Annotated in this window: 13 protein-coding genes; 9 read left to right on the forward strand and 4 right to left on the reverse strand. The window is 63.1% G+C overall.

The annotated features are described in order from the left end of the window. From RT662_RS07515 to RT662_RS07525, 3 genes are all read left to right on the forward strand, one after another. Positions 1 to 2608, forward strand: a 2608-nt coding sequence (locus tag RT662_RS07515; protein WP_313670092.1) for a TonB-dependent receptor domain-containing protein, incomplete at its 5' end; no start/stop codon positions are given. Between the two features lie 63 nt (positions 2609 to 2671). Beyond that, a complete protein-coding gene (locus RT662_RS07520) occupies positions 2672 to 3358 on the forward strand; it encodes a hypothetical protein (protein ID WP_313670093.1) in 687 nt (228 codons plus the stop codon). Next, on the forward strand, positions 3355 to 4638 hold the full coding sequence (locus RT662_RS07525) for an MFS transporter (RefSeq protein WP_313670094.1): 1284 nt from the start codon (positions 3355 to 3357) through the stop codon (positions 4636 to 4638). Before RT662_RS07520 ends, RT662_RS07525 begins: the two co-directional genes overlap by 4 nt. 6 nt (positions 4639 to 4644) lie before the next feature. Here RT662_RS07525 and RT662_RS07530 read toward each other — a convergent pair whose 3' ends face one another. Both RT662_RS07530 and RT662_RS07535 read right to left on the reverse strand, forming a co-directional pair. Further along, on the reverse strand, positions 4645 to 5451 hold the full coding sequence (locus RT662_RS07530) for a DUF1080 domain-containing protein (RefSeq protein ID WP_313670095.1): 807 nt from the start codon (positions 5449 to 5451) through the stop codon (positions 4645 to 4647). Next, positions 5448 to 6464 carry a VOC family protein gene (locus RT662_RS07535; protein WP_313670096.1) on the reverse strand — a complete coding sequence of 339 codons (1017 nt, stop codon included), beginning with the start codon at positions 6462 to 6464 and terminating at the stop codon, positions 5448 to 5450. The genes RT662_RS07530 and RT662_RS07535 overlap by 4 nt, the downstream gene beginning before the upstream one ends. Positions 6465 to 6670: 206 nt before the next feature. Between RT662_RS07535 and RT662_RS07540 the strand changes: the two genes are divergently transcribed. The 3 genes from RT662_RS07540 (at position 6671) to RT662_RS07550 (ending at position 9723) form a co-directional block, all read left to right on the forward strand. After that, positions 6671 to 8017 (forward strand): MFS transporter, encoded by a 1347-nt coding sequence (locus RT662_RS07540; protein ID WP_313670097.1) that lies wholly within the window; start codon positions 6671 to 6673, stop codon positions 8015 to 8017. Continuing rightward, positions 8017 to 9186 (forward strand): 4-hydroxybenzoate 3-monooxygenase, encoded by a 1170-nt coding sequence (gene pobA, locus RT662_RS07545; RefSeq protein WP_313670098.1) that lies wholly within the window; start codon positions 8017 to 8019, stop codon positions 9184 to 9186. The genes RT662_RS07540 and pobA overlap by 1 nt, the downstream gene beginning before the upstream one ends. Before the next feature lie 117 nt (positions 9187 to 9303). Next, entirely contained in the window at positions 9304 to 9723 is a 420-nt protein-coding gene (locus tag RT662_RS07550) for a hypothetical protein (RefSeq protein WP_313670099.1), read from the forward strand. 457 nt (positions 9724 to 10180) lie between these two features. Here RT662_RS07550 and RT662_RS07555 read toward each other — a convergent pair whose 3' ends face one another. Then, positions 10181 to 11929 carry an amidohydrolase gene (locus tag RT662_RS07555; protein ID WP_313670100.1) on the reverse strand — a complete coding sequence of 583 codons (1749 nt, stop codon included), beginning with the start codon at positions 11927 to 11929 and terminating at the stop codon, positions 10181 to 10183. Between the two features lie 180 nt (positions 11930 to 12109). Between RT662_RS07555 and RT662_RS07560 the strand changes: the two genes are divergently transcribed. The 3 genes from RT662_RS07560 to RT662_RS07570 all read left to right on the forward strand — a co-directional run bounded on the left by RT662_RS07560 (position 12110) and on the right by RT662_RS07570 (position 15235). Then, entirely contained in the window at positions 12110 to 13057 is a 948-nt protein-coding gene (locus RT662_RS07560; RefSeq protein ID WP_313670101.1) for an MBL fold metallo-hydrolase, read from the forward strand. A 103-nt stretch (positions 13058 to 13160) separates the two neighbouring features. Next, on the forward strand, positions 13161 to 14405 hold the full coding sequence (locus tag RT662_RS07565) for an acyl-CoA dehydrogenase family protein (protein WP_313670102.1): 1245 nt from the start codon (positions 13161 to 13163) through the stop codon (positions 14403 to 14405). Between the two features lie 41 nt (positions 14406 to 14446). Then, a complete protein-coding gene (locus RT662_RS07570; protein WP_313670103.1) occupies positions 14447 to 15235 on the forward strand; it encodes an SDR family oxidoreductase in 789 nt (262 codons plus the stop codon). Between the two features lie 10 nt (positions 15236 to 15245). On the opposite strand, the gene RT662_RS07575 is transcribed toward RT662_RS07570, so the two are convergent. Beyond that, the gene (locus RT662_RS07575; protein WP_313670104.1) at positions 15246 to 15500 is read right to left on the reverse strand and encodes an alpha/beta hydrolase; all 255 of its coding nucleotides are present in this window, start codon (positions 15498 to 15500) and stop codon (positions 15246 to 15248) included. Positions 15501 to 15537 lie beyond the last annotated feature (37 nt).

Consider the following 15537-nt stretch of genomic DNA (forward strand, 5'->3'; position numbering starts at 1 on the left):
CATCGTGCAAAGCGGCCTGCGTGATCCCAGTTCGTTGATCGCACAGTTGCCGCAAGGGTCATCGCTGGGCGCGACGCTGGGCAACAGCGGCGGGCGCTCGGCGGGCGTCAACCTGCGCGGCCTGGGCAACAATGCCACGCTGCTGCTGTTCGATGGCCACCGCACAGTCACGCAGGGCGTTCAGAATCTGGTGCCCGATCCCAACACCATCCCGTTCGGCGCCATCGAGCGGGTGGAGGTCGTCACCGACGGCGCATCGGCCATCTATGGTTCCGATGCCGTCGCCGGCGTCGTCAACTATATCTTCCGGCGGCCGTTCGACGGCGCCGAAGTCACCGCGCGCTATACCGACACGCGCTACACTCAGGGCGCAATCGATGCGGTGCTGTCGCGCAAATGGAATGGCGGTGGCGTGCTTATTGCCTTCGGTTATGAAGGCAACAGCCGCATCACCCAGGGCGACATTCCGCAGTTGCGCGCCGATCTGCGGTCGTTCGGCGGCAACAACAACCAGTTGCAGGGCACCGTCTTCAACGCGGTCGGCCAGACCGGGGCGCTGCTGCAGGGCAACGTGGTTTATGGCCTGCCGAACAATCTGAACGGCCGCACGCCGACCACCGCCGAAGTACAGGCGTTGCGTGGCAACCCTTCGTTGGTCGATTCGACGAATTTCCAGGACTATTACACCGCGCGCACCCGTTATTCGGTGCTGGCACGCGTGGTTCAGGATCTCGGTGATCTAGGCGAAGTGTCGGTGACCGGCATGTTCAACCGCCGCACCAACGAGGCGCGCGGTCAGGGCGACGGCGCTTTCCAGTCGATTGCGGTGGCCATCCCAACCAACAGCCCCTACTTCGTGCCCGGCCTGGGCAGTGGCAGCCAGTCGATCGTCTACAATGTCCGACTCAACAACCCCGATCGTCCGCTGAACCGGAACGATTACGAAAACACCCATAATGTCCTGCTGGATTACAAGGTGGGTCTGTTCAGCAATTTCCGGCTTACCGTGGGCGCCGGTTGGGGCGTGTCAGAGGGCTGCGCCGTCTGCCAGCCGCAGGCCAACACCATCCTAACCAGCTTCATCGCAGGCCCCACCACGGCCGCGCAGTTCAATCCCTATCTTCAGGGGCCGCAGCCTTCGGCGGAAAAGATCTTCGGCATCTTCGTGCAGAAGGTCCGCAACGAAATGGTCGATTTCCTGCCCAAGATCGACGGGACCTTGTTCACCCTCCCTGGCGGCGCGGTACGCATCGCAGTGGGCGGCGAATTTACCAAGACCTGGTACAAGCAGCAGTCCGATTACTCGTTGAACCCCACCACCACACAGGTGGTCTTCCGCTTTGCCAACAGCAACCGCAGCGTCACTTCGGCGTTCGGCGAAGTGTTTATCCCGCTGTTCGGCGATGACAACCAGACGACCCTGCTGCGCAAGCTCGATCTGTCCGCCGCCATTCGTCATGATCGCTATTCGGATTTCGGCAGCACCACCAATCCCAAGTTCGGCCTGACCTGGAAGCCGTTCGATGATCTGCAGTTGCGCGGGTCCTTTGGCACTTCGTTCCGCGCACCGACGCTGGCCGAAACCAACTTCAACGTGGTCGGTGCCGCTAACCGTACCTTCCTCACCAACAATCTGGGCAATCCGCAGATCCCGATCAGCAACGCCTCCAACGGCACTTCGCTGTTCCTGGTGTCCAGCTTCCGCTTCAACCAGCTGAAGCCGGAAACCGCCAAGATCTACTCGCTCGGCGCCGATTACACGCCATCATTCGTGCCCGGCCTGAAACTGGGCGCCACTTATTACAGTGTCGTCTATCGCGATCGCATCTCGGCCCTGCCGGCGGCCAATTCGGCGCTGACTAGCGCGGCCAACTTCGCGCTTTACCAGCCGTTCATCACGCTGGCGCCGCAGCCGGCAACCTGCGTTAACGGATCGGTGAACGGCAACCCCGGTGCGCCGCAATATGCCACCTATAATCCCGAATATCTGCGCTATCTGAACGCGCCGGGCAGCTTCCCTCCCACCACGGCCAATGATTGCCAGCTGGTCGGCATCCTGAATAGCGCGACCAGCAATCTGGGCCAGGTAGAACAGCGCGGGATCGATCTGCTCGCCTCCTATGTGAAAGACACACCGATCGGCACGCTGTCATTCAACGGGTCCTTCACCAAGATCCTCGGGCTGAAGCGCAATCTGCTGCCGGGCGCACCGCTGAACAATGCGCTGGATACCATTGGCGAACAGATCAGCTCACGTGGTCGCTTCGCTGCAGGCCTGTCGAAGGATGGGTTCTCCGGGCTTTTCGCCGCCAATTACATCGGCGGCTATCTCAACAACCTCACGCCCACCGTGGCCGGGGTGCGGGTGCCCAACCAGAACATCCCGTCGTGGACGACCTTCGATCTCACGCTCACCTATGCATCGCAGGCCAAGGGTGGCCTGTTCGCCGGCACGCGCTTCACACTCAATGCGCAGAACATGTTCGACATGGATCCGCCGCTGGTGCTGAGCACCCAGGCCCAAGGCGGCGTGCCGACCGCGACCGATCTCAACGTGCACAATGTGTTCGGCCGCATCCTGACGTTCGAAATCTCCAAATCGTTCTGATACGGGGCGGGCGGGGGCTATCCGCTCCCGCCCGCCGCACCTATTCAACAAACAGGACATCGCATGGCGCTCAAGGGCTCGGCCTTCATCATCATGTGGCACGACATCACGGCCGATGCCGACGCCGAGTATAATCGCTGGCACACGCAGCAGCACATGCCGGAGCGGCTCGATCACCCCGGTTTCCTGCGATCGCGGCGCGGCATCAATCGCGAGCTTGATCGCCAAATCTATTTCACCTGTTATGAAGGCGAAACGCCGGAGACATTCAACTCCGTCGAGTATCAGAACAGTCTGAACAACCCGACAGACTGGACGCGCCAAGTCGCGCCTGCGTTTCGCAATTTCCTGCGCATGGCCTGCACGGTGCTGCGCAGCGGCGGGCGTGGGGTTGGCGGGGGACTGGTCACCACGCGTTTCAGCCTGCCGGCCGGATTGAGCGAAGCCGATGCGACGACGCGGTTATTGCCAATCATCGATGCGCTGGAACAGCATGATCTGATCAGTGCCGTGCATCTGGCCGCGGCACGGCCGGCAGTGTCGGGGCAAGCAACCTCCGAGACCAGCTTGCGTCCGCCAATGCATGAAGCACCGTTCGATCTGGTCCTGTTTGTCGAAACCATCGGCCTGCCCGAGGCGCAGGCCGCGGCACCGGCCATCGCGGCAGCCATCACCGCGGCTGGCTTCACAGATCAGATCGTACAGCCCTATGCAGTGGCCTACACGCTCGAGCGCCGCGACGCGCAATGACCAGTTCGGTACAGCGCCCCACCCGGGCCCGGCACGCCATGCTGGCGCTCGTCGCAATCGCTACAGCGCTGAATTACCTCGATCGCACCCTGCTTGGCGTCGCGGCACCGGCCATGAGCAAGGAACTGGAGATCGGCCCGGAAGTGATGGGCTTGGTGTTCGCGGCCTTTTCCTGGAGCTATGCCATCGCCCAAGTGCCCGGCGGCGTGTTTCTCGATCGCTTCGGCACCCGCATGACCTATGCGCTTGCGCTGGTTGGTTGGTCCGCCTTCACCGTCTGCCAGGGGTTTGTGCGGTCCAGCGCGGCCCTGATCCTCGTGCGGTTGGGGCTGGGCGTTGCCGAGGCACCGTGCTTCCCGGCGAACAGCCGCGTGCTGATCGCCTGGTTCCCGCGTGCCGAGCGCGCGCGGGCCAATTCCATCTACTCTGTCGGCATGTATTTCGGCATCGGCTTTTGCAGTCCGCTGCTGTTCTGGATGGCGACCAACTGGGGCTGGCGCGCCTTGTTCTGGATTGTCGGCGGCATCGGCATAATATTCGGAATACTGTGGTACCGGCTGTATCGTGATCCGTCCGAACATCCCTGGGTCAACGAAGCCGAACTGGCGCTGATCCGCGCCGACGGCGGTGTGACCGAAAAGGCCGAGCCGCGGAGCTTTCGCTGGAGCGATGTGTCGTATCTGGCCCGCCAGCGCAGCCTGATCGGCGCGTCCATCGGCCAGTTCGCCACCAACAGCACGCTGGTGTTCTTCCTCACCTGGTTCCCGACCTATCTCGCCACCGAACGACAGATGGATTGGATGAAGGCCGGCGTGTACGCCATGCTGCCGTTCATTGCGGCATCGATCGGCGTTCTGGTGGGCGGGCAGCTATCCGATCGCGTGCTGCGCTCCGGGCGCAGCCTCACCTTCGCGCGCAAGCTGCCTGTGGTCACCGGGCTGCTGTTGTCCACTGTCATCACCTCGGCGATCTGGCTGGAAAGCGACGCCGCGGTGATTGCCGTGATGTCGATCGCGTTCTTCGGTCAGGGCATGTCCAATCTGGGCTGGACGCTGATTTCCGAACTGGCGCCGACCAAGCTGGCGGGGCTTACCGGCGGGCTGTTCAATCTGTGCACCAATCTGGCCGGCATCATCACCCCGATCGTCATTGGCGTCACCGTGGGACGCACCGGCTCCTTCTACCTCGGGCTGGTCTATGTCGGCGCGATGGCGATGTTGGGGGTGCTGTCTTATGTCTTCGTGGTCAACCGGGCTGAACGGTTGCCCGATCCGGACTGAGGCTGGTTACCGGACTTTCAGCCACAGGTTGCGATACGACACCTTGCGCGCGCCGCTGCCTTCCAGCTGGATGGCCAGACGGCCGCTGGCGATGAAGCGCTGCGGATCATCATCGATGACAACCGACATCAGCCGGCCATTGAGATAATAGAACAGCGTGTGGCCGCGGGCGACCAGATGCAGTTCGTTCCAGTCGCCCACCTTGATGCTGCGCTCAAGATCGGCGCGGTTTCCGATGCTGGCCAGCATGATCGATCCGTCGGCACCGGCAGGCGCGACGTGCAGCGCCATGCCCATCCCGGCACGAAACTGGCGCGGACGCGGTCCGCGACGCGGGCCTGCACAGCACTCGATCAGCGCGCCCGTCTGGGTGTTGGCGAAATCGAAATCCGCCTGATAGCCAAAGGATTCCCACTCTGAATTGGGCTTGTCGGTCTTGCCGAGCAGCAGCGCACGGAACTGCACGCCGCTGTTGGCCTTTTCGCCCTCCAGCTTGATCTCGGTCTTGAACTCGAAATCCGCCAGATTGCCGCCGGCCCAGAACAGATAGACCGGCGCATTCGCCGCCACGCCCTGCCCATCGCTGGACGAGACGATGGCGCCATCTTCCACGCGCCAGGCATCGGTCTGGCCTTCCCAGCCGCGCAGGCTGTGGCCGTCGAACATCGCCTGCCAGCCGGTATGCGCGGCGAAATCATAGGGCGCCGGTTCCACATAACGCGGCGGGCGGGCGCCCAGCGCTGGCGGCACCGGCTGGGCGGACCCAGCGGCGGCGGTGAGCAGCAGACCGGCTGCGAGCAATCTGCGGCTCATGGCCATGGATAAACGCCGCGCTGCGTTGCCAGGATCGGCGGCGCGGGTGGCCCCGGCGGCATCACCGAAAACGCTGGAATCTCGGTCGGCACGGTATCGCGGCTCATGAGTTCCACCCGTGATCCATCGCCGTCGAACAGGTGGATCAACCAGCGCCGGTTGTTGCCCACGGCGGTTCGCAGCCGCACATCATCAAAACCGCCGCGCTGCTTCAACGCTTCGCGCGCAGCGTGCATGTCGTTGATTTCCAGAGCGAAATGATAGACGGCACCGTACACTTCACGCGTGTATTGCGGCAGCGTCACCGGGTTTTCAGGGTCCAGAGGCGGGTTTTTCGTCTCCAGATTGCGGTCGCTGGCCGGCGTCTCGATATAATCGCCGCGCGGGCCAGGGAGCAGCCGGCCCCAGCCCAGCTTGCGGAAAAACGCCTTTGTCGGCTCGTCGCGCACCATGGTGCCCGCATGAAGCAGGCGGGTGGAAATGCGGTTCTGGCCCAGCAGCTTGCCTTTCAGGCGCATTTGCCGGCCGGTCGGCGCATACTCCATGAAATCCAGCGCCGTGCCGTTGGGGGCCATGATGCGGAAAATCATGTTGCCGTCGGCACCCATGGCGATGGGCCCCGGGCTCAGCCCCTGCGTCTCATAGATGGTGTGCAACGTCTTCAGATCGGATGCCTGCACCACCAGCCTTGCCTGGCGCACCAGCTCCACTTGGCCCACCGGGAGCACCGGGAGCAACTCGATATACTGCTCGTCGTTGACCTTGAAAAAAACCGAACCCACCTTGCCGGCCTTGTCTTTCAGCGTGAACGCTTCGGCAAAGCCCAACACTTCGCCATAAAAGGCCCGCGCCTTGGCCAAATCGCTCACCTTCACGCTGACCTGCGCCAGGCCCAGGATCGGCAAATCCTTGATCTCGGAAGCCGGCGCCAGCGTGGTGTATTGTGCCTGCACGGGTGCGCCCATCGACAGCCCCAGCGCCAGCCCTGCTGCGATCAAAACCCCGGCTCGCATCACAAATCTCCTGCCGGCCCACGCGCAGGCCCTTCTGTCGACGATGATAGGCAATATCGCGACGTTGGCAGCTTAGACCATTGTGCAAGGCGGCTTGCCGCTGATTTCGACCTTCGTCTAAATGAAGCGGTCAGGTTCGGCGATATAGTTTACTGGCAGCCATCACTCGACGGTCGGGCTGGGCCGAACTAAACAGGGGCGATGCCGTGAACGATGACTCCCCGGCGGCGCCCAACCGACAATTCGATATTGCCGCGCAGATCGATGCCGCGGCATGGAGTGGCTGGCAAAAAGCGGTGATCCTGCTCGTCGCCAGCGCCATCATCCTCGATGGCTTTGACAATCAGGTCCTCGGGTTTGTTGTGCCGGTCCTGATCCGGGAATGGGGCACCACCCGCGCCGCGCTCGCGCCGGTGTTCGCACTTGGCTACATCGGCATGGTCATCGGCGCGGCCGGAGGCGGCCTGATCGGCGATCGGATCGGCCGACGCCCGGCGCTGATCTTCAGCGTATTGCTGTTTGGTGCGGCCACCGGCTTGACCGTGTTTGCGGCCGATGTGCCGCAATTGGCGACATTGCGTGCCATTGCCGGGCTGGGCCTGGGGGCCGCCATGCCCAATGCCGCCACCTTGCTTGCCGAATTCGCGCCGCGTCGCCGGCGCAGCCTGGCAGTCACGCTGGGCATCGTCTGCATTCCGCTGGGCGGGGTCGGCGGCGGCGTTATCGCGGCGGCGCTGCTGCCCGATCATGGCTGGCGCAGCTTGTTCCTGATCGGCGGAATTCTTCCCGTGCTGGTGGCGTTGGTCTTGTGGTGGGCCTTGCCCGAATCGCCGCAGTTTCTCGCCGGCAAACCCGCGCGCCGCGCCGAGCTGATCACCATCCTGCAGCGCATTGGCCTGCACGTTGGTGATGGTGCGAACCTGCAGTTCACGGCTTCACCCGCACCAGCGGGCACCGGTGTGGGCGGCCTGTTCGCTGCGCCGATCCGAAACGACACCAGCCTGCTGTGGATCGCCTTCTTCGCCTGTCTGCTCACCACCTACATGGTGTTCAGCTGGGCGCCGACCCTGCTCAGCGATGCGGGGCTCAGCCTGTCGCTGGCCAGTCTGGGCGTGGCCACCTTCAACATCGGCGGCGTGCTCGGCGCGATTGCCGCTGCGCTGTTGATCCCCGTGTTCGGTTCGCGCGTGGTGATGCTGGCGATGGCGGCGGGCGGCGTGTTGGTGGCGATCGGCCTCGCTGCAGCCAATGCTGCAATTCCGACGACCGCATTGCTGATGTTGCTCGCCATCGAAGGCGGCTTCATCAACGCCGTGCAAACCAGCCTTTATGGGCTGGCGTCCCACATCTATCTTGCCAGTCAGCGGGCTACCGGGGTCGGTACGGCTTCTGGGTTCGGCCGCAATGGAGCGATTGTCAGCAGCTTTGTGGGCGCCGCGGTCCTGGCCGCCGGCTGGAGCGCCTATTTCCTCACCCTGGCGGCGGGCATGGGCGTGGTCATGCTGGCGTTGGCGCTGATCGCCCGCCATGCGCCACCGGAACACCGCGGCTGATGCGAACGCAGGTTGCCATCGTTGGTGCGGGCCCTGCCGGTCTGATGCTGGCGCATCTGCTGTCGGCCGAAGGACTTGATGTCGTAGTGCTCGAATGCCAGGCCCCGCATCATGTGCAGTCGCGCATTCGGGCAGGCGTGCTGGAACCTGTGACGGTGGACATCATGGCGCGGCTCGGCCTCGATGCCCGGCTGCGCGCCGAAGGCTTGGTGGAAGACGGCTTCTGCCTGGCCGATGGCGAACGGCTGATCCGCATCGATGTCGCCGGGCTGACCGGGCAGACGGTGACGGTATATGGTCAGTCCGAGATCCAGCGCGATCTGATGGCGGCGGCCGATGCACGCGGGATCGATGTGCGCTGGCAGGTGAAGGATATCGTGCTGCACGATGTCGACAGCGACCGGCCGTGGCTCACCTGCCGCCTTGATGGTCATGATCTGCAGATCGACGCCGATTTCATCGTGGGCTGCGATGGCTTTCATGGCGTGGCGCGCCGCGCCATCCCAGCCGCCATCGGGACCGTTCATGAACGTGTCTATCCCTTTGGCTGGCTGGGCATATTGGCCGATGTGCCGCCCTGCCATCACGAACTGATCTATGCCAGTCATCCGCGCGGCTTTGCGCTGGCCTCGCTGCGCAGCCAGATCCGCAGCCGCTATTACATCGATGTGCCCACCGGCACCCGGATCGAGGATTGGCCGGATGACCGGTTGTGGGACGAGCTTGACGCCCGGCTTGGTCCCCATGCCGCCGCCGGCATTAGCCGTGGGCCGGCGATCGAAAAATCCATCGCTCCACTGCGATCCTTCGTGTTCGAAACGATGCGCCACGGTCGGCTGCTGCTGTGCGGAGACGCCGCGCATATCGTGCCGCCCACCGGCGCCAAAGGCCTCAATCTGGCAGCCAGCGACGTCTATTATGCGGCCGATGCGTTGATAGGCTGGTATGCACGCGGGGATGGCGATGGCATCGCCGGTTATGTCCCCAGGGCACTGGCTCGCGTCTGGAAAGCCGAACGCTTCAGCTGGTCGCTCACGCGCCTGCTGCACCGCTTCCCTGAAGACACCAGCTTCGACCGTGCGATGCAGATCGCGGAACTTGATTATATCGCCGGCAGTCGCGCCGCGCAGCTGACGATTGCCGAAAACTATATCGGGCTGCCACTGTGATCGAAGCGCCCCTGCCGGCGAACGCTTTGGGAATGCAGAAGGCAAAGTTGTAAAGACCGGGATGACTGATGGCGGCGTTCGGGCGAGGCCTGAAGGTGCAGGAACGGGCGGAGGGCATTGCGCGACGAGCTTATCCGGCTCGACACTGATGGCATCATGAGGGCCCTTGGGCTGGAAGCCGTGGCTGAAGCGGCAGAAGGACTTCGCATCACCATCCCTGCGCGCATCCGCCGGACAGGGCTAGCCGTTCGGTTCGTTCTTGAGACCGGACAACACGCTGCTGCGGGTCCGGTCGCTCAGAAGCTCGTGGTTGCCATTGCCAAGGCAAAGGGCTGGTGGAAGCGGCTCCAAGCCGAGCCGACCATGACAGCGACCGACCTTGCAAGAGCAGAAGGTTTGGCGCCGAACCATGTTGATCGCCTCCTCAGGCTTGCATTCCTGTCTCCAGCCGGTGTGATCGCCATCCTGAATGCAACCGCGCCGTCCGAGATAAACCTCGAGCGATTGAAGGACGTGGAGCTTATCGCGCGGCGCTGACCAACAAAATCAATTCCTCACCGGCAAATTGGGCGATTGAGCAACGGCCAGTTGAAGGGCTCAAACGACTTCAAAGCGCAGGCTCCGGTGAGTTTGACCGTGTAAAGGCCCCGAAAATGGGGGAGAAAATCCCTCCATCAGTAAAATCTATAATCATATGAAAAACTTGGTGGTGGGCGAAGTCTGCCGCGAACCAAGCTCAGCGCCAAATTTCCCTATTTTCCCTGTTTTCGACGCACTTCGCGGCTGCTTCCGAGGTCGACCGCCCAAATATCTCCCTCAGAAATCGATCATTTCCGGCATATCCGCCGATTCACCAATAGGGAATTCGTGTCGCGATAACCGGGAAATTCTGACGCGGTTTCAAGGAATGCTGCGTCCGTTTCTGCTGCCTCATATGAAAATCCTAAGTCCCGCTCGGACTGCAGAACTTTGCCTGACAAACCCTGCCAACGCCCTATTGCTGATAAACCACCTTGCCGCTGACGATGGTCGCCCGAATCCTGCCGGCCAGGATTTTTTCCGGCGCGGTCGCGGCAAGGGCGAAGGGATCAATATCCATGACGGTCAGATCAGCCCATCGGCCCTGGGCAATGATCCCCGTCTGGTCTTCGCGGAAGGCGGCATAGGCCGACCAGCTGGTATAGGCCCGGATCGCTTCTTCGATCGTCAGCCGTTGCTGCGGATACCAGCCGCCGGGGGGCTGAAGCTGCTTGTCCTGACGGGTGATCGCGGAATGGAGGCCGTAGAAGATGCTGTGGTCGGAGCCCGGATTGTCGGCATTGAAGGTCAGTCGCGCGCCGCCTGTGCGCAGCGAGCGCCAGGCATAGGCGCCAAGGATGCGCTGCGGGCCCAGGCGAACTTCGGCCCAGCTCTTGTCCTCCACCGCGTGGGGCGGTTCCATCGAGGCAATCACGCCCAGCCGAGCAAAGCGCGGCTGGTCTTCGGGCGAGATGACCTGGGCGTGTTCGATCCGGTGGCGGTTGCGCGCGGTGCCCGGATCGGCCTTGAACTCCGCTTCAAGGAAATCCAGCGCTTCGCGGTTGCCCGCATCGCCGATGGCATGGATCCCCAGCTGGAATCCGGCCTTCATCGCCTCCTTGGCCAAATCCTGATCAAAGCCATAACCGTCACCGCTGATGCCGCGATGGCCCGGCTTGTCGGCATAATCAGCCAGCAGCCGCGCCCCGCGCGATCCCAGCGCGCCGTCGTAATAGGCCTTCACCGCGCGCGTGACGAGCATGGAGTCACTGTCGCGGTCCGGCCCCCTGGCGATCCACTGCCGCATCAAGGGCGGGTCGCGCAGCGAGAGGAGGGCATAGACCCGGATTGGCAGGCGGTTCTGGTCCTCCAGCTGCTGGAGTGCGGCCATCGCTTGGGCACCCACACCGGCCTCGTGAACCGCGACATAACCGTCGGTGGCCATCTGACCCAGGCCCTTCAGCGCATGGCGCGCGACAACCGCCTGCGGCTCGGGCGGCACCGCCGCTTCGACCATCGTCGCCGCTCGGTTCAGGAACAGGCCATTCGGCTGGCCATCCGTGCCCAGCCGCATCTCGCCCCCGACCGGAACCGGGCTGGCCTTGGTGATCTTGCCGGCATCGAGCGCGGCCTGGTTGGTCCAGATGGCAAACCCGTGCAGGCTGCGCAGCACCACCGGATGATCTGACACCGCTGCGCTCAACTGCCGCTTGTCCGGATAGCGGTTGGCCCAGGCACCCTCGTCCCACCCGGCACCGAAGATCCATTCGCCCTTGGGGACGGACTTCGCCCGTTCGGCCACCTTTGCGACCGCCTGCGCTTCGGTGGCGACATCGGTCAGATCAACCGATTCCAGCTTGGCGCCAAGTTCGATGAAATGGGTATGCGAATCGACCAGCCCGGGGATCACGGTCGCGCCGTTCAGATCGATCACCTGGGTCCGCTTGCCGCGCAGCGCCAGCGCCCCTTTGTCGCTGCCGACATAGATGATCTTGCCGCCGCGGATCGCCACCGCAGCGGCATCAGGGTGCCACTTGCCGTTTGTGGTGGGCGCATCGGGCGCAGGCTTGCCATCGCGCGCGGGCTCGCCCCAGCGCAGCGTATAGACATGGGCGTCGGTCAGAATCAGATCCGCACCACCGGACGCGGCCTTGGCCTTTGCCTGGGAAGCGCTGATGGAGATCAGGCAGACGCCGAGCACGCTTGCGAACAGACCCGCCTTCATATCCATTTACTCCCTGGCATGTTCGTCGTCAGATCATTTGAGCCAGCTGGCGGCGCAGATTGGCGGAGGGTCGGCCCCATGTGGGGCTGATGTTAGGCGGCGATCTTGCGGTGTTGCAAGCGCCGATGTGCGATGGTGAGGGGGAGCAATCTTATGCAATGGCGAACATGGATTGGCTGGTTGGCAGTCGCTGCCGGTGCGGCGGCGTTGCTTGTTGCACTAACGCCCTTTGCCTTCGCCGAACTGATCATGATCGCTGCCAGGCTCGAAACGAACATCATGCCTGCGCCGGCCAATCCGGCACAGTTCCGGCCACTGCCTGGCAGGGCCGCAGGAACGGTCGTCGACAGGCACTGGCGTGTCGAGAAGATTGCGCCGGGCACATGGGCGATCGGCGAGCCCGCCGCCGATCCCGACAACTACGAATATCTGCTGGTCGGCAATCGCCGCGCGCTCCTGATCGACAGCGGCGCAACCCGCACGCACGACATCCGCCGCGCCATCAACGGCCTGACGAAGCTGCCGGTGACCGTCGTTCCCAGCCACCTGCACCACGACCACACCAATGGTCTTGGCTTCTTTCGCGATATCGCACTGATCGACCTGCCGGAAACCCGTGCCCGCGCGCAGGGCAATGATGTGCGTCTGGGCCGCTATCAATATGCCCGCCCGGAACCGGTCGGCTTCACGGTGACACAATGGATCAAACCCGGCGAAACGATTGATCTTGGCGGGCGTTCCGTCACCATCCTGTCCACGCCCGGCCATACCACGAATTCGGTTTCGGTCTGGGAGCCGGCCGGCAAGCGCCTCTATACTGGTGATTTCCTCTACCCGACGACGCTCTATGCCTTCGCGCCGGGCTCCAGCCTTTCAACCTATGTCACGACCATCGACCGGCTGCTTGCGATGCTGCCGCGTGACACACGGCTTTACGGTGCTCACTGCTGCCGCAATGATGCCCCGCCGCAAGCGCCGTGGCTTTCGACAAGCGACCTTGAAGACACAAGAACCGCCATCAAGGCCATCCAGTCTGGCGATCTGGAAGGCCGCGGGTTCATTATCCGCCGCTTCCCCGTCAACAATCGGATGACGATGCTGACACTCTATCCGCTGGCAAATCGGTAACGCATGGGAGCGTGATGCGAAGGCCGGTGGCCCTCGCATATTATGGGCTTGCGCGGCAGTGGCGTGGCGGCAAGCATGCGGGCGGACAAGAGGACCTAAGACGATGACCAATATCTTCACCAATCCCGAGATGAACGATCTGCGCATGTCGGAAAAGGCGCGGCCGCTGTTCGATGCCGTTGTCCGTCACATCAACGACAATGTCGTGCCGATTGCGGAGAAGTTCGAAGCACTGGGCAAGGGCCGGGCTGATCGTTGGAGCTGGGCACCGGGGCAGCTGGAATTGCTGCAGACGGCGAAGGACAAGGCCAAGGCGGCGGGCCTGTGGAATTTCTTCCTGCCCAATGCCGAAACCGGCGAGGGGCTGAGCAATCTGGATTATGCCTATATCGCCGCCGAACTGGGCAAGGTGCCGCTGGCATCGGAGTCATTGAACTGCTCGGCGCCCGATACCGGCAACATGGAAGTGCTGGAACGGGTTGGCACGCACGAGCAGAAGCAACGCTGGCTGGAGCCCCTGCTCGCCGGTGAAATCCGCTCGGCCTATGCCATGACCGAGCCTGATGTGGCCTCGTCTGATGCCAAGAACATCCGCACCCGCGCCGTGCGTGACGGCAAGGACTGGGTGATCAACGGCGAGAAATTCTATATCTCGGGTGCAGGCGATCCGCGCTGCAAGGTGATGATCGTGATGGTGCGCACCAGCGACGATGGCCCGGCGAGCAGCCAGCAATCCCAGATCCTGGTGCCGATGGACACGCCCGGCGTGAAGATCCTGGGGCCGATGCATGTGTTCAGCGAAGATCACGCGCCGCGCGGCCACATGCATCTGCGCTTTGAAAACGTCCGGGTTCCGTATGAAAACATCCTGCTCGGCGAAGGCCGCGGGTTCGAGATTTCACAAGTGCGGCTGGGGCCGGGGCGTATCCACCACTGCATGCGCACCATCGGCAAGGCCGAAATCGCGCTGGATTACATGGTGAAGCGCGGCAATTCCCGCGAGGCGTTTGGCCGCCCGCTGATCATGCTGGGCAAGAATCTGGAACTGATCGCCCGCGCCCGCATCGAGATCGAGGCGATGCGGTTGATGGTGCTGAAGGCCGCAAAGGCGATGGACGTGCTGGGCAACCGCGAGGCGCGGGTGTGGGTGAGCATGGTGAAGGCGATGGTGCCGGAAAAGACCTGCCAGATCATCGACCAGGCAATCCAGATCCACGGTGCCGCCGGCATTTCGCAATGGACACCGCTGGCCGAACTCTATGCCGACGTTCGCCACCTGCGCTTTGCCGATGGTCCGGACGAGGTGCACCACATGGTTGTCGGACGGCACGAGACGGGGCTGCACTGATCGCCCTGCTTCCAGCGGCCTCGATTCAAGGACACACGATCATGGATACCAGCAGCCTGTTCCGCCTCGATGGCCGCGTGGCGCTTGTCACCGGGGGCAGCCGTGGCATCGGCAAGATGATCGCCGCCGGCTTCATCGCGCAGGGCGCCAAGGTCTACATCTCGTCACGCAAGGCGCCGGCCTGCTTCGAAACGGCGGCGGAACTGGGGCCAAACTGCATCCCGCTGCCACAGGATGTCTCGACCGTGGCGGGCTGCCAGGCGCTGGCCGCACAGCTCGCCGCGCATGAATCAAGGCTCGACATTCTCGTCAACAATGCCGGCGCCGCATGGGGCGCCCCGTTCGAGGCGTTTCCGGAAAGCGGTTGGGACAAAGTCATGGATTTGAACGTCAAATCGCCGTTCTTTCTCACGCAGGCGCTGCATGGTCTGTTGAAGGCGTCGGGCACACGCGCGCAGCCGGCCAAGGTGATCAACATCACGTCGATCGACGGCATAAGGCTCAATCCGCAGGAAACCTACAGCTACCACGCCTCCAAATCGGCGCTGATCTATCTCACCAAACGCATGGCGGCGCGGCTGGTGAACGATGCCATCAATGTCACCTCGATCGCCCCGGGCGCCTTTGCCAGCGAGATGAACCGGGTCGCGCGCGATCACGGCGATGCGATTTCCAAATTCATCCCCTCCCGTCGCATTGGTGTTGACGAGGACATGGCCGGCGCCGCCATTTACCTCGCAAGCCGCGCCGGGGATTATGTTGTCGGCGACACGATCACCGTGGATGGCGGCGTCGCCCATGCCAGCACCGGTGCCGGCTTCTCCGATTGATGACGGCGGCTCAAACGGGTCGTTCCTGATCAAAAGCTGTGTTTTCGCTGGTCTGCCAAATCTCGACGATTGTGCGGAGCGCCGTGACAAACGCCAGCGGCTGATCGAGCATGAGGTGATGGCGCGCCTCCGGAACAGCGATGATCGGAATGTCGGTGCCGCCCAATTCGCGCACATATGCAGCCGAGTCCGGCGTGAACAACAGGCTTTCCGCGCCATACACAATGGCCTTGCGGCCTGGCGTCGCCACAACGCGCTTGCCCATCCCATGCCACCCCGGCTCCGCGTCGTTCTGACGGAAG

It is taken from the genome of Sandarakinorhabdus sp. (genome assembly GCF_032115815.1).
In the GTDB taxonomy this organism is placed as follows: Bacteria; Pseudomonadota; Alphaproteobacteria; order Sphingomonadales; family Sphingomonadaceae; genus Sandarakinorhabdus.

Excerpts from the sequence above, each read along its gene's own strand:
- RT662_RS07520 (WP_313670093.1), top strand. The coding sequence starts at position 2,672 with ATGGCGCTCAAGGGCTCGGCCTTCATCATCATGTGGCACGACATCACG.
- RT662_RS07525 (WP_313670094.1), top strand. The coding sequence starts at position 3,355 with ATGACCAGTTCGGTACAGCGCCCCACCCGGGCCCGGCACGCCATGCTG.
- RT662_RS07530 (WP_313670095.1), bottom strand. The coding sequence starts at position 5,451 with ATGAGCCGCAGATTGCTCGCAGCCGGTCTGCTGCTCACCGCCGCCGCT.
- RT662_RS07535 (WP_313670096.1), bottom strand. The coding sequence starts at position 6,464 with ATGCGAGCCGGGGTTTTGATCGCAGCAGGGCTGGCGCTGGGGCTGTCG.
- pobA (WP_313670098.1), top strand. The coding sequence starts at position 8,017 with ATGCGAACGCAGGTTGCCATCGTTGGTGCGGGCCCTGCCGGTCTGATG.
- RT662_RS07555 (WP_313670100.1), bottom strand. The coding sequence starts at position 11,929 with ATGAAGGCGGGTCTGTTCGCAAGCGTGCTCGGCGTCTGCCTGATCTCC.
- RT662_RS07565 (WP_313670102.1), top strand. The coding sequence starts at position 13,161 with ATGACCAATATCTTCACCAATCCCGAGATGAACGATCTGCGCATGTCG.
- RT662_RS07570 (WP_313670103.1), top strand. The coding sequence starts at position 14,447 with ATGGATACCAGCAGCCTGTTCCGCCTCGATGGCCGCGTGGCGCTTGTC.
- RT662_RS07575 (WP_313670104.1), bottom strand. The coding sequence starts at position 15,500 with ATGGGCAAGCGCGTTGTGGCGACGCCAGGCCGCAAGGCCATTGTGTAT.